We start from the raw sequence: 13,051 nt of genomic DNA, 5'->3' as shown, positions 1-13,051 counted from the left end.
AGAACTGTCAGGCCTCGACGATGAGCACGTGCAGGGTGCGCGGCCCGTGCACGCCCTCGACACGATCGAGTTCGATGTCACTCGTCGCCGACGGGCCGCTGATCCAGGTCTGCGGACGGGTCTGCGCGCCGGTGTCGATCAGTCTGGCGATCGCTTCCGGGACATCGCTGACGACCTGATCCGCCCCGACGATGCAGACGTGCAGGTCGGGTACCAGCGAGATCGCACGTCGGCCCTGCCCGGGGCCGTGGTCGAGGACGATGGTTCCCGTGTTGGCGATCCCCACCGCGGCGGTGGTGACCACCGCGCCGACCGCGTCGAGCCGGGCGGGGGACAGGTCGTCGTCGTCGATCCAGGGGAGGTCGACGCCCAGCCTGTCGCGGACCGCGTCGTCGGCGATGACGGGGCCGTCGACGGCGGACACCGTGGCCACGACGCGGTCGGCGAGCTCGTCGGGGGAACACCGCGACACCACCGCCCGATAGTCGGCCACTCGCTCGGCGAACCGGTCCACCAGCCCGAGGTCGCCGGTACCGACCGCCTGACCGTAGTCCCAGTCCACCGGTGCGTCGGCCGTGGTGACGTCGGAGAGGGCCGAACGGACTCGTCCCAGGATCTCCTCGCGCGCGCTCACCGGTCGCCTCCCGCCGCGTCGGAGTCCTTGCCGCGCTCCCGTTTCCACCAGTCGCGGAAGGTCTCTGCGGGTGGTACCGGGATATCGCGCGCCGAACTCCAACCCGACAGTGGACCGGGGATGGCTCCGATCGTGGTGCGGCGCCCGAAGAATCGATGACTCGTGGTGGCGGCCTTCTGTGCGGCTTCGAGACGGCGATGGTCGGCGAACATCCAGGCACCGGCCTTCATCGCGGCCGCCTCGGCGGACGGTAGGCCACCCCGATGTTCATCGACGACGCGGGTTCGCAAGTGCACCAACAGGTCCGGGATCGGAATCCGAACCGGGCAGACGTCGAAGCAGGCACCGCACAGACTCGACGCGTACGGCAGTGACCGATCCACCGCTGACGTGGTCCCGCGTAACTGCGGAGTGAGGATCGCGCCGATCGGGCCCGGGTAGACCGAGCCGTAGGCGTGTCCGCCTGCGCGCTCGTACACCGGACACACGTTGAGGCACGCCGAGCAGCGGATACATCGGAGGGCGGCGCGACCCACCGTGTCTGCGAGCACGTCGGTGCGGTGGTTGTCCAACAGGACGATGTGCACGTTCTGCGGACCGTCGCCCGGCGTCACGCCGGTCCAGACCGAGGTATACGGGTTCTCCCGCTCCCCGGTGCTCGACCGGGGCAAGACCTGCAAGAACACCTCGAGGTCGGCCCACGTCGGCAGGATCTTCTCGATGCCGACCACCGAGATCAGGGTCTCCGGAAGGGTCAGGCACATGCGACCGTTGCCCTCGGATTCGACGACGACGAGGCTGCCGGTGTCGGCGACGGCGAAATTGGCACCGGAGATGCCGACCCTGGCGCGTAAGAACTTCTCGCGCAGGTGGAGTCGGGCGGCTTCGGCAAGCCGTTCGGGGTCGTCGGTCAGGCCGTCCGGCGCCGGACGGCCGACCTCCTTCATGCGGCGCAGGAAGATCTCGCGGACCTCGCTGCGGTTGCGGTGGATCGCCGGCACCAGGATATGGCTGGGCCAATCGTCGCCGAGTTGGACGATGAGTTCGGCGAGATCGGTTTCCCACGCGTCGATTCCCGCTGCCTCGAGGGCTTCGTTCAGTTCGATTTCCTGGGTGGCCATCGACTTGACCTTGACCACCTCGTCGGAACCGGTTGCGCGGACCAGGTCGACGACGATCCGGTTGGCCTCTTCGGCATCCCGGGCCCAATGCACCACCGCGCCGGCCTTGGTCGCGTTCTCCTCGAAGCGCACGAGATGGTCGTCGAGGTGATGAAGCGTGCGGTTCTTGATCGCCTCGGCGGCGAGTCGCAGCTCCTCCCAGTTGTCCAGCTCGCCGACCACACCTGCGCGTTTGGTCCGGATGATCCCGGTGGCGTGGGCGAGGTTTCGTCGCTGCGTCGTGTTCGCGAGTTCGGTGCGGGCAGCCTCCGGGAACTTGGGCATACCGACGAACGTCGAGGTCACGCCGACGTGCGGGTGCCCGTGGTCGAGGGCGGTCATGCCGGCTGTCCTTCCGTGGAGGCGAGGATCTCGGCGAGGTGCATCGTCCGGATGCCCGAGCGATCTCGCGTCAGCAGTCCGCCGATGTGGGCGAGGCACGAGTTGTCGCCGGCAACAAGGACTTCGGCTTTGGTCTCCTTGACGTTGGCCATCTTGTCGCCGCCCATCGCGACGGAGACGTCGGCGTTCTTCATCGCGAACGTGCCGCCGAAACCGCAGCACTCCTCGGCCGCGGGCAACTCGACGAGGTCGATGCCTTTCACATGGCGCAGCAGCGTCAACGGTTTCTCACCGACCCGCAGCATTCGCAACGAATGGCACGTCGGGTGGTAGGTGACCCGATGCGGGAAGTACGCGCCGACGTCGGACATACGGAGTACGTCCACCAGGAACTCGGACAGCTCGTACACCCTGGGCACCAACTCGTCGACAGCCGAACGCAATCCGTGATCGCCGCTGCGGTCGGCGAGATCGGGATGCTGATGCCGCACGGACCCGACGCACGACCCCGACGGTGCGACCACCGCATCGTAGTCGGCGAACACGTCGACGAACTGTCGCACACCGGGAATGGCTTCGTCGGCGTATCCGGTGTTGGTGAACATCTGACCGCAGCAGGTCTGCGCCAACGGGAAGTCCACCTCGACGCCGAGTCGTTCGAGCAGCAGCACCGTGGCTTTCGGGGTGTTCGGCCACATCGTGTCGTTGAAACAGGTGGCGAAGAGCGCAACCCTCATGGAGTGAATCATCCCCTCTGAGGCCGACGGTCGCAGGCCTACGGGCAAACACGGCCCGCGACAGGTGGCTCCCCGAACCGTCGCGCCGAGGGGGCCGGCCACCGCGTGTCGGGTGCGCCGCGGCGTCATCGATCGACCGCGAGGACTTGACGGCAGGGGCTCGGTGTCGAATGGTGTGGGTGACCTGACCGCTGTCGCATGTCCGCGCCAGGTGGGTCGACGGGGACCGAAACCCTTGATGGAGGAGACGATGTCCGAGCAATTCATCGACACGACGGTGGCGCCGAGCGGTCCGGGTTGCTTCGACTGCGAGGCCGCGGGCTCGTGGTGGTTCCACCTTCGCCGTTGTGCCGAATGCGGGCATGTCGGGTGCTGCGACGATTCACTGAATCGGCATGCCCGTGCCCATGCTGCGGAGACCGGACATCTGGTCATCCAGAGCTACGAACCGGGAGAGGACTGGTTCTGGAACTTCGGCACCGACGAGGGGTTCACCGGCCCGACCCTCGCGTCGCCGACCGAACACCCCGACGATCAGTCGGTTCCGGGTCCGCGCGAACGGGTTCCCGCCGATTGGATGGAGCAGCTGCGCGCACGGTGACGCCGCCGTCGCGTCCGCATGCGTGGCCAGTGGGCCCACGACACGAGAAAGCCCCCGCGTGAGCGGGGGCTTTTCGGTGTGGCCAGGGCCGGGATCGAACCGGCGACCTTCCGCTTTTCAGGCGGACGCTCGTACCAACTGAGCTACCTGGCCGGACGGTGCCGGTATATACCGAAACCTCTGGCGACCCTGACGGGACTCGAACCCGCGACCTCCGCCGTGACAGGGCGGCGCGCTAACCAACTGCGCCACAGGGCCATGTTCTGTTGTGTGCTCATCCGTGCTCGGTGATCGGCCGAGATGGGCAAGCGTACCCCCTACGGGATTCGAACCCGCGCTACCGCCTTGAAAGGGCGGCGTCCTAGGCCGCTAGACGAAGGGGGCCGGTTCTCCGTTGGGAGCCGACTTAGCTTAGGACACGGCTCTCCCGCTGCACAAATCAGCTGGTCAAACCATGTATCCAGATCGTGGCGGGGAGGTCTCGACACGACACGGCGGGGTCGGCGTACATCGGCCGGACGGGCCTGTAAACTCATCGACGCCCTGCTCGACAGGGCGCCTGCCCCTATAGCTCAGTTGGTAGAGCTACGGACTTTTAATCCGCAGGTCCCAGGTTCGAGCCCTGGTGGGGGCACCGCTTCGCGTCATCGGATTTCGTTCGCTCCTCAGTTGTGTATTCGCTCCTCCGATCGGTGGCGCGAACACGAAACGAGGGAGCGAAACCCTCGAGTTGGAGATCGAATCCCCTGGGGGGTACGCTCATCCGGCCCCGGGTGATCGACGGGGAGTTTCACAGCAAGGCCCTGTGGCGCAGTTGGTTAGCGCGCCGCCCTGTCACGGCGGAGGTCGCGGGTTCGAGTCCCGTCAGGGTCGCCAGAGGTTTCGGTATATACCGGCACCGTCCGGCCAGGTAGCTCAGTTGGTACGAGCGTCCGCCTGAAAAGCGGAAGGTCGCCGGTTCGATCCCGGCCCTGGCCACCGAGAGATCCCGGCCCCGGCAGTGGGATTCACGCATGAGTCCCCGATCGCGGCCGGCGACATGTCTCGCCGCCGGCCGGTCCCGTCACGCGAGCGCCAGGAACAGCTTCTCCAGTTTCTGCTGATCCACGTTTTCCGGTCCCTCCTCGGCGATGCACTGTTGTAGGCCGGTCGCGACCAGCGCGTAGCCGCTGCGGCCGAGGGCCTTGTTCACGGCGGCCAGCTGCGTGAGCACGTCCTCGCAGTCCTGTCCCTCCTCGAGCATCCGGATCACGGTGGCGAGGTGCCCGTGAGCGCGCTTGAGGCGCGTCACGATGGGCTTGGCGGCGTCCTCCTCGATCTTCACTCCCGGCCCCCGTCGAGGCCGTCGAGCATCTGGGCGAGCAGTTCGCGTGCCTGCGCTGCCACTGCGGTGATCTCGGCAGTGCCGGTGAGGTCGGGCATCACGTCGGGGTCCATGACCTCCACCAGGGCGCCGTCGCCGTCGGCGCTGACCACCACGTTGCAGGGTAGGAGTGCGGCGACTCGGGGGTCTGCCTGCAGCGCCTGGTGTGCGAGCTGTGGGCGGCACGCGCCGAGGATGACCTTCGGCGCGACATCCACGTCGAGTTTCGCTTTGAGCGTCGCCGCGATGTCGATCTCGGTGAGTACGCCGAAACCGACCTGCGCCAGGCCGTCGCGGACGCGCGCCACCGCCTGCGGATAGGGAGCGTCCAGTGTTCGACTCATCGTGAACTCGGTCATCGTCAGCCTCCTTGCTGATCGTCGTGGGGTTCCACTCCATCTTTGCACAACCCCCCAGGGGGATGCTAGGTTCGCGTTCGGATATCCCCCTGGGGGGTTAACGACGAGGAGTGACGAATGCCGAGCATCACGGGCGAGCGACAGAGGATTCGAGAGGGCCGGACCGGCTCGTCATGGCACGGTGCGCTGGGACGCCTCGGCGTGTGGGTCTCCCGACACGGCAAGCTGGTGACCGCTGCGTGGGTGGCCATCGTCATCGGGCTGGGGATCTTCGCCCCGTTCGTGGAGAAGAATCTCTCGGGTGCCGGCTGGCAGGCCGACGGTTCGCAATCCGTCGCGGCCCGTGAAGTGGCCCAGGAACACTTCGGCGGCAACGCCAGTCACGCGATCCAGGTGGTGGTGCACAGCAACGGGGCCGCGCTCACGGAGGGGGAGGGGCCGCGGATTCTCGCGGAGGTCACCACCGAGTTACACGCCGACCCCCGGATCTCCGACGTGGTCGCGCCGCAACCCGGGGCGACGCTCAGTGAGGACGGCAAGACGGCGATCGTGCTCGCCGGCGCAGGCGCGGACACCAATGAGATGGTTCGTGCCGCAACCGATCTGAAGGATCCGCTGCGGGCTCTGTCCACGCCGGATGTGTCGGTGAACCCCACCGGTTCGTCGATGCTGTGGGCCGATTTCAACGCAGCCAACCTCAAGGCGATGCTGACCTCCGAGATGTTGTCGTGGCCGGTCACGTTGGCGATCTTGGTGATCGCCTTCGGGGCGTTGGTCGCGGCGGGGCTCCCGCTGCTGCTCACACTGGCCGGGCTGGTCGCTTCCGCGGGGTCGCTGGTGCTGATCAACGAGATCGTGCCGGTCTCGATCTGGGCGATGAACTTCGCGATGATGTTCTCCCTGGCGTTGGGCATCGACTACGCGCTACTGCTGGTGGTCCGGTACCGCGCAGCGCGGATGGGGCGCGATCTCACGCCGCGCGACGCGATTGCGCAGACGATGAACACCGCGGGCAAGGCGGTGCTGCTCTCCGGCGTCACCGTGCTCGTCTCGCTGTCGGCGGTGATGCTGGTGCCGTCGCCCTCGTTCCGGTCGATGGCGGGCGGGATCATGCTCTCGGTCGTGTTCGTGCTGGCCGCCACGCTGACGCTGTTGCCGTTGGTGCTGGTGAAGCTCGACAAGCGGATCAACGCGCTCGCGCTGCCCCGGGCACGCCGCGCACAGCACCGGTCGCCGTTGTTCGAGCGCTGGGGTGAGCGCCTGTGGAAACGGCCGTTCGCCTGGGGTGCGGCAGCGTTGGCCATCTTGCTGGCCCTCTCGATCCCACTGGCCGGGCTGAAGACGGCGATGCCCTCGATCACGGTGTTGCCGTCGGATGCGAGCGCCCGGGTCGGCTACGACGATGTCCAGGATGCGTTCGGCCCCGGCGCCCCGGGCACCCTGCAGATCATCACGCCCGCCGGCCACGTCGCCGAGGCGCAACGCGTGGTGGCGCAGGACGAGGGAATCGCGGGCGCCATGCCTGCCGTGGCCGCGACCACGGGAGAGGACCTCGGCATGATCTCCGCGGTGCCGACGGTCGATCCGTCGGATCCGGACCTCGCGGACACCGTCGACCGACTGCGCGCCGATCTGCCCGACGGCTCGCTGGTGGGAGGCGCGGCCGTGGAGAATCTCGATCTGAAACGGCAGCTGGATTCGTCGACGCCGTTGGTGATCGTCGTGGTGTTGTTGCTCGGCTTCGCGCTGCTCCTGGTGGCGCTGCGTGCCCCGCTGATCGCGTTGTTGGGCACCGTCGTCAGTCTGCTGTCGACGGCTGCCGCGTTCGGTGTGGCGCGGTTGGTCTTCCAGGACGGGATCGGTGCCCAGATCTTCGGTTTCGAGTCGCAGGGTTTCCTGGACGCGTGGGCGCCGGTGTTCTTCTTCGCGATGATCTTCGCGATCGCCATGGACTACACGGTGTTCCTGCTGTCGTCGGCCAAGGAGCACTGGGAGCGCTCCGGCGATCCGAGGGAGGCTATGGTCGGTGCCGTCGCGCACTCGGGACGGGTGATCTTCGCGGCCGGTGGCGTGATGGTCGCGGTGTTCTTCACCTTTGCGCTCTCGGGGCCGCTGCCGCCCAAGGAGATGGGGGTGATCCTCGGTGTCGCGGTGCTGCTGGATGCCTTCCTCGTGCGCCTCGTGTTGCTGCCCGTGGCGCTACGGCTCGCCGGGCGTGCCGCCTGGGCATGTCCGGCATGGCTCGGCAAGATCCTGCCGAACATCAGTTTCGCCCACGACTGACGTCAGGTGGTCCGGCTCGTGGCGGCCGCGACGATGGTGTGCCGGCGCGGCCCGCCGGCCGCGATCGTGGTCAACTGAGAAGGTGATCACACTGGAGCGCAGTCAGATCCGACATCGACTCGATGGCTTCGAACGTCGCGTGGCCACGCCGGACGCGGATGTCCCCACCCGGCCGGCCGCCGTCGCCATCACCATCGCGCAGCGAGACGGGCAGCAGGGCATCTGGCTGTGCAAACGTCCCGCGACGATGCGACGGCACGCCGCGCAGTACGCGTTGCCGGGTGGCCGACTCGATCCAGGTGAGGACGAGCCGACCGCGGCGCTGCGGGAGCTGCACGAGGAGATCGGGGTACAGGTGCCGGCCGACGATGTCCTGGGGATCCTCGACGACTATCCGACACGGTCGGGCTTCGTCATGACGCCGGTGGTCTGCTGGGCCGACGGCGACCAGGTGCCGACACCGAACCCCGACGAGGTCGCGCAGCTCTTCTTCGTCACCTTCGACGAGCTGATGGTCGAGCCGCGTTTCCTGACGATCCCGCAATCCCCGCGGCCGGTGATCCAGCTGCCCATCGTCGGCGCACTGGTCCACGCGCCCACCGCAGCGGTCATCTACCAGTTCGCGGAGGTGGTCCTGCGAGGTCGTGACACTCGCGTCGACGGCTTTGAGCAGCCGGTTTTCGCGTGGTCGTGAAAAATTTCAGAAATCTTCACGCATCCGGGAATGGAATCGGACCGCGGTCCGTTTAAGCTTGTGTTGGGTCGATACGGCCCACGGGAGAACCGATATCTCACAGACCATCACCTGGAGGAATTCATGACTGCTGCAGTCACCGCCCCGATCGCCGCCGGCACCTGGACCATCGACCCCGTCCATTCGACCGTCAACTTCTCCGTCAAGCATCTGATGGTGAGCAAGGTCCGCGGCAAGTTCGACACCTTCAGCGGCACCATCACCGTCGCCGAGGACGGCACCCCGTCGGTGCAGGCCGAGATCGACGTGACCTCGATCGAGACCGGCAACGAGCAGCGTGACGGCCACATCAAGTCGGCCGACTTCTTCGACGCGGAGAAGTTCCCCAAGGCGACCTTCGTGTCGACCGGTGTGGCGCCGAAGGGCGACGACTACGTACTCACCGGTGATTTCACCCTCAAGGGAGTCACCAAGCCCGTCGAGCTCGAGCTGGAGTTCAACGGTGTGAACCCGGGTATGGGCAACGGTCCCGTCGCGGGCTTCGAGGCGAAGACCGTGCTCAACCGCAAGGACTTCGGCATCGACATCGAAATGCCTCTCGAGGGCGGCGGCGTCGTCGTCGGTGACAAGGTCACCATCACACTCGAGATCGAGGCCGGCCAGCCTGCCTGATTCGGCCTCGACGAACCCGAGAGGGTTCTCGGTCGACCCGACGGGAGTCGGTGTCGCGCACATCAGCGCGGCCCGGCTCCCGTTTTGTCGTGTCTGCGCGGCGTCGATTGCCGGTCGATGGGGTGGGGCCGACCGTCGGCTTCGGTAGGCTGACCACACGCGTGCTGGCAGGAGGTGGCCGTATGGTGCGACCACGCCGACGCCCGAGAGCCGAAGACGGGTCGCGGCGTGGACTCCGTGCGCGGTGGGGCGCCGCCTGGGGCCGGTTGCGGGCCCCGCAATGGCATCCGCCCTCGCTGGAGACGACCTCCGAACGTGCACGCGTGGCGAAATGGGCCACCGCCGCGGCCGCGCTCGCAATCAGCATCACCAACAGCGTCGTCGGGCTCGAGACCTTCCTGCTCGTACAACTCGCCTTCGACGGCGGCGAACTCGGCTACGACACCACGGTGCGGGCACCGAACTTCCCCGCGGTGGTCGTCGCGATCGTGGTCGGGACCGTCATCAACGTGGTCCTCGGTCTGGCATTGTTCAAACCGCAGCTGAGATGGTTCGTCGACGGTACGCCCGCCGACCAGTCCCGCCGTCGAGCGGTGCAACGAATACCGATGACCCAGGTGTTCGCCACCCTGATCGCCTGGACACTGGCGGTCATCTCCTACGCCCTGGCCGCGAGCGAGCTGACACCGCGGACGGTCGTGGGTGTCGCGGTGGCCTTCGCGTTGGCCGGTCTGTCGAGCTCGTGTATCACCTACGTGTTCGCCGAGCGTGCCGCGCGACCCCTGGCCGTCGTTGCACTACACGACAATCCGGCCCGGCACGTGATGCACGGGGTGCGGTCCCGGATGATCGCGGTCTGGGCGGTGAGCTCGGCGGTGCCGATGCTCGGCCTGCTCATCATCAACGGCGGGCGCTGGATGGGGATGTTGCCGCCGGCGCGGGGACCGATCGACTGGACCACCGTGGTGTTGGCCATCGTCGGGCTCGCCGCGGGCGCCCGCGTGGTGGTGTTGATCGGCCGGGCGATCGCCGATCCGCTCATCGATCTCCGTAGGTCGGTGGAACGGGTCGACCGCGGCGATCTGAGTGTTCGGGTCGCGGTATACGACTCGTCGGAACTCGGTGTCCTGCAACATGGTTTCAACGAGATGGTGTCGGGCCTCGACGAACGCGAGCGAATGCGTGAGCTGTTCGCCAAGCACGTGGGGGACACCGTGGCCGAACTCGCGATGGAGCGTGGGGCGGGTATGCACGGTACCAACGCCCTCGTGGGTGTGTTGTTCGTCGACATCGCCGGGTCGACGAGGATTGCCGCGCAGCAGGATCCGCGCGACACCGTGGCGTTGCTCAACCGCTTCTTCACGATCGTGGCCGAGGTGGTCGACGGCCACTCGGGCTTCGTCAACAAGTTCGAGGGCGATGCGGCGTTGGCGGTGTTCGGGGTGCCGGTGGCCGTCGACAACCCGGCCGCGGCGGCCCTGGCCGCGGGCCGTGAACTCGCGGTGCGTCTCGGCGAACTGCCGATCGGATGGGGGATCGGCGTCTCTTTCGGGATGGCGTTCGCGGGCAACGTCGGGTCGGAGCGACGCTACGAATACACGGTGATCGGCAACCCGGTGAACGAATGCGCGCGGCTGTCCGAACTCGCCAAGCGATCGGAGGTACCGGTGTTCGCGTCCGACGCGGCGATCGAGGCCGCCGACGACGAGGCAGGCCACTGGGAGTCGGTGGGCGCACGGACTCTGCGCGGGCATGGGGACCCCACCGAGGTCTTCGTCCCCAGCGCCCTGGCCCGAGACCTCACGCAACCCGGCGTTCCCGCAGTGCTGTCCGGACTCCTGCGGCCTGCGCGGCGCACGATGCTCGGAGGTCTGATCCGGTTGCCGTTGCACCTGTGGGGCCGTTGACGGCCGCTCGCCGCGTCAATAGCGTGGATCGCGACATTCGGCGACGAAGGGGAGCGTGAGCATGAGTGGCTGGTCGACGGCGGACATTCCGGGTCAGGCGGGTCGCACCGTGGTGGTCACGGGAGCGAACAGCGGGTTGGGTGCCGAGACCGCAAAGGCGCTGGCACGCGCAGGCGCCCAGGTGATCCTGGCGTGCCGCGACACCTCGAAGGCCGACGTCGTGGCCAAGGAGATCGGCAGCGCCGCGAGCGTTGCTCGACTCGACCTGGCCGACCTGTCCTCGGTGCGCGCGTTCGCCGACGGGTTCACCGGCGCGGACGTGTTGGTCAACAACGCGGGCGTGATGGCGATCCCGTTGCGACGGACCGCGCAGGGTTTCGAAATGCAGATGGGTACAAATCATCTCGGTCATTTCGCGCTCACCGCGCTGGTGTTGCCCAAGATCTCGGATCGGATCGTCACGCTGTCGTCGGGTGTGCACCAGATCGGTCGCCTCGACCTCGACGACCTGAACTGGGAGAAGCGTCGGTACCGGCGCTGGCGCGCCTACGGCGATTCGAAGATGGCCAACCTGATGTTCGGCAAGGAACTCGCTGCGCGACTGTCGACGGCCGGGTCGTCGACGATGTCGTTGATCGCCCATCCCGGATATGCCGCAACCGAATTGCAGGGCCGCTCGGAGTCCGTCGAGGACTTCTTCATGAAGCTGGGCAACAAGACGCCGATGGCCCAGTCGGCAACCCAGGGGGCGCTGCCGACCCTCTACGCCGCGACCTCGCCCGACGTGGTGAACGGAACCTTCTACGGGCCCACCCAGATGTTCGGAATGCACGGTGCGCCAGGCAAATCCGGCTACAACAAACGCGCCGACGACCTCACCGTCCGCGACGGACTGTGGCAGGTGTCGGAGAAGCTCACCGAGATCGACTTCCGGGTCTGAGAGCCCGCTCGGGCGCCTATCGGACGTCGAAGGTGATCGAGTTCGAGGCGCCCGAGATCCCGTCGGTGACGGTGATCGAGTAACCACCAGCGGCCCGCAACATGTAGGTGTGCACAGATGTGCAGTCGCGGGTCTTGAACAGGGCGGCCTTCGCCGGGATCTTCGGCCCGGTGATCCGGATGCTCATGGTGCACTCGTTGCCGTCGACCACCGGTCCCGCGTCGATGGTGGAGTTCCACTTCACGCCGAGTTGTGAGTTCTTCGGATACACGTTGGCCGAGATCGGCTTCGCCTTGGGCGCATAGGCCCACACATTGATCGACTTCACCCCGTTGGGCGCGTTGTCGCGACCGAGCTTGCCGTAATGCTCGGGTTTGCTGCTCGAGGACCCCAGGGCCGAACTGCCGGCGTCGAACAGACTCGTCAGGCCACCCGAGGAACTCCCGAACCCGGAGGCGCTACCCGAACTGCCGAGCAGGCTGTCCAGGGGACTCGCCGATGCGGGCGCCGCGACGGCGATGATCGACGAAGCGGACAGGACAGCAACAGCTATGGACTTGTGATTCACGGTTCTCTTTCGACTCAACCCCGGGGCGGTAGGACAACAGGGATTAAATCACGCAGTCTCCTCGCCCGGATGGTGACGCCGATCACGGGGTGTGGGGTCACCAGACGCCGGGCGGACGGAACTGCACGCTGATGCGCGGGCCGGCGCCGGGCACCTTCGGCACGGCGTGTTCCCAGGTCCGCTGGCAGCTCCCGCCCATCACCAGCAGGTCGCCGGGGCCGACGACGAATCTCATCGACGTTCCGCCACCGCGAGGGCGCAGCAGCAGGGGGCGGGGCGAACCGAGGGAGACGATCGCGACCATCGTGTCGGTCGTGGCTCCGCGGCCGATGCGGTCGCCGTGCCACGCAACGCTGTCGTTCCCGTCGCGGTACAGACACAGCCCAGCGGTCGCGAAGCCCTCGGACAGTTCGCCGCGGTAGTGATCGGTCAGCCGGTTGCGGGCCTCGACCAGCAGCGGATCGGGAAACGTGGCGGCCTCGTGATAGTTGGCGACGAGTCGTGGCACGTCGACGACCCGGTCGTACATCTGGCGCCGCTCGGAGCGCCACGCCGCGTGGGTGCGCAGACGGTCGAAGAGCAATTCGGAGCCGGCGATCCACCCGGGCCGCAGATCCACCCAGGCCCCCTGCGCCAGCGGGCGGCGCATCGCACCGCCGAGATCCCCGATGGTCACGGTGTCGGAGGTCTGGTCGAAGAGTGATCCCTGGATGCCGGCGAGCATGCCCCGAGCATACGCCTGTGTACGAACAGGTGTTCGATGATCTGGCCGACCAGAACGGAGTGAGGGA

The 13,051-nt window shown here is 67.2% G+C and carries 13 protein-coding genes and 6 tRNA genes; 9 read left to right on the top strand and 10 right to left on the bottom strand.

From position 1 onward, the window contains the following. Positions 1-7: 7 nt before the first annotated feature. From AAFP35_RS13320 to AAFP35_RS13310, 3 genes are read right to left on the bottom strand one after another with little or no spacing between them, the layout of a single operon-like run. Entirely contained in the window at positions 8-634 is a 627-nt protein-coding gene (locus AAFP35_RS13320; RefSeq protein WP_419222102.1) for a LutC/YkgG family protein, read from the bottom strand. Then, positions 631-2,136 carry a LutB/LldF family L-lactate oxidation iron-sulfur protein gene (locus tag AAFP35_RS13315; RefSeq protein WP_419222101.1) on the bottom strand — a complete coding sequence of 502 codons (1,506 nt, stop codon included), beginning with the start codon at positions 2,134-2,136 and terminating at the stop codon, positions 631-633. The genes AAFP35_RS13320 and AAFP35_RS13315 overlap by 4 nt, the downstream gene beginning before the upstream one ends. Beyond that, positions 2,133-2,873 carry a (Fe-S)-binding protein gene (locus AAFP35_RS13310; protein ID WP_419222100.1) on the bottom strand — a complete coding sequence of 247 codons (741 nt, stop codon included), beginning with the start codon at positions 2,871-2,873 and terminating at the stop codon, positions 2,133-2,135. The genes AAFP35_RS13315 and AAFP35_RS13310 overlap by 4 nt, the downstream gene beginning before the upstream one ends. A 250-nt stretch (positions 2,874-3,123) precedes the next feature. Between AAFP35_RS13310 and AAFP35_RS13305 the strand changes: the two genes are divergently transcribed. Beyond that, on the top strand, positions 3,124-3,474 hold the full coding sequence (locus AAFP35_RS13305) for a UBP-type zinc finger domain-containing protein (RefSeq protein ID WP_419222099.1): 351 nt from the start codon (positions 3,124-3,126) through the stop codon (positions 3,472-3,474). A 79-nt stretch (positions 3,475-3,553) separates the two neighbouring features. On the opposite strand, the gene AAFP35_RS13300 is transcribed toward AAFP35_RS13305, so the two are convergent. The 3 genes from AAFP35_RS13300 to AAFP35_RS13290 all read right to left on the bottom strand — a co-directional run bounded on the left by AAFP35_RS13300 (position 3,554) and on the right by AAFP35_RS13290 (position 3,858). Then, a tRNA-Phe gene (locus AAFP35_RS13300) sits at positions 3,554-3,627 on the bottom strand. Between the two features lie 28 nt (positions 3,628-3,655). Continuing rightward, positions 3,656-3,732: transfer RNA gene (locus AAFP35_RS13295), tRNA-Asp, on the bottom strand. A gap of 53 nt (positions 3,733-3,785) precedes the next feature. Further along, positions 3,786-3,858: transfer RNA gene (locus tag AAFP35_RS13290), tRNA-Glu, on the bottom strand. 177 nt (positions 3,859-4,035) lie between these two features. Here AAFP35_RS13290 and AAFP35_RS13285 point away from each other — a divergent pair. The 3 genes from AAFP35_RS13285 (at position 4,036) to AAFP35_RS13275 (ending at position 4,452) form a co-directional block, all read left to right on the top strand. Continuing rightward, a tRNA-Lys gene (locus AAFP35_RS13285) sits at positions 4,036-4,108 on the top strand. A 165-nt stretch (positions 4,109-4,273) separates the two neighbouring features. After that, positions 4,274-4,350, top strand: a tRNA-Asp gene (locus tag AAFP35_RS13280). A 28-nt stretch (positions 4,351-4,378) separates the two neighbouring features. After that, positions 4,379-4,452 (top strand) — tRNA-Phe (locus tag AAFP35_RS13275). A gap of 85 nt (positions 4,453-4,537) precedes the next feature. Here the strand turns inward: AAFP35_RS13275 and AAFP35_RS13270 are convergent. Together AAFP35_RS13270 and AAFP35_RS13265 are read right to left on the bottom strand one after the other, a co-directional pair. Further along, positions 4,538-4,798: a metal-sensitive transcriptional regulator gene (locus AAFP35_RS13270; RefSeq protein ID WP_419222098.1), complete on the bottom strand. Its 261-nt coding sequence runs from the start codon at positions 4,796-4,798 to the stop codon at positions 4,538-4,540. Next, complete coding sequence (locus AAFP35_RS13265; RefSeq protein ID WP_419222097.1) at positions 4,795-5,196, bottom strand: DUF302 domain-containing protein; 402 nt, start codon at positions 5,194-5,196, stop codon at positions 4,795-4,797. Before AAFP35_RS13265 ends, AAFP35_RS13270 begins: the two co-directional genes overlap by 4 nt. A gap of 117 nt (positions 5,197-5,313) precedes the next feature. Between AAFP35_RS13265 and AAFP35_RS13260 the strand changes: the two genes are divergently transcribed. From AAFP35_RS13260 to AAFP35_RS13240, 5 genes are all read left to right on the top strand, one after another. Beyond that, complete coding sequence (locus tag AAFP35_RS13260; protein WP_419222096.1) at positions 5,314-7,479, top strand: MMPL family transporter; 2,166 nt, start codon at positions 5,314-5,316, stop codon at positions 7,477-7,479. Between the two features lie 82 nt (positions 7,480-7,561). After that, positions 7,562-8,173, top strand: coding sequence for an NUDIX hydrolase (locus AAFP35_RS13255; protein WP_419222095.1), 612 nt, complete (start codon positions 7,562-7,564; stop codon positions 8,171-8,173). A 123-nt stretch (positions 8,174-8,296) separates the two neighbouring features. Beyond that, a complete protein-coding gene (locus AAFP35_RS13250) occupies positions 8,297-8,845 on the top strand; it encodes a YceI family protein (RefSeq protein WP_419222094.1) in 549 nt (182 codons plus the stop codon). Between the two features lie 182 nt (positions 8,846-9,027). Next, positions 9,028-10,752 carry an adenylate/guanylate cyclase domain-containing protein gene (locus AAFP35_RS13245; protein ID WP_419222093.1) on the top strand — a complete coding sequence of 575 codons (1,725 nt, stop codon included), beginning with the start codon at positions 9,028-9,030 and terminating at the stop codon, positions 10,750-10,752. Positions 10,753-10,813: 61 nt separating this feature from the next. Continuing rightward, positions 10,814-11,692 carry an oxidoreductase gene (locus AAFP35_RS13240; protein ID WP_419222092.1) on the top strand — a complete coding sequence of 293 codons (879 nt, stop codon included), beginning with the start codon at positions 10,814-10,816 and terminating at the stop codon, positions 11,690-11,692. A 16-nt stretch (positions 11,693-11,708) separates the two neighbouring features. Here AAFP35_RS13240 and AAFP35_RS13235 read toward each other — a convergent pair whose 3' ends face one another. After that, a complete protein-coding gene (locus AAFP35_RS13235; RefSeq protein ID WP_419222091.1) occupies positions 11,709-12,260 on the bottom strand; it encodes a hypothetical protein in 552 nt (183 codons plus the stop codon). Positions 12,261-12,357: 97 nt separating this feature from the next. Continuing rightward, the gene (locus AAFP35_RS13230; RefSeq protein WP_419222090.1) at positions 12,358-12,984 is read right to left on the bottom strand and encodes an alpha-ketoglutarate-dependent dioxygenase AlkB; all 627 of its coding nucleotides are present in this window, start codon (positions 12,982-12,984) and stop codon (positions 12,358-12,360) included. Positions 12,985-13,051: the final 67 nt, after the last annotated feature.

It is taken from the genome of Gordonia sp. CPCC 206044 (assembly GCF_048537895.1).
GTDB lineage: Bacteria > Actinomycetota > Actinomycetes > Mycobacteriales > Mycobacteriaceae > Gordonia.
The sequence above is the reverse complement of the archived record's forward strand: the minus strand, read 5'-3'. Positions and strand labels throughout refer to the sequence as shown.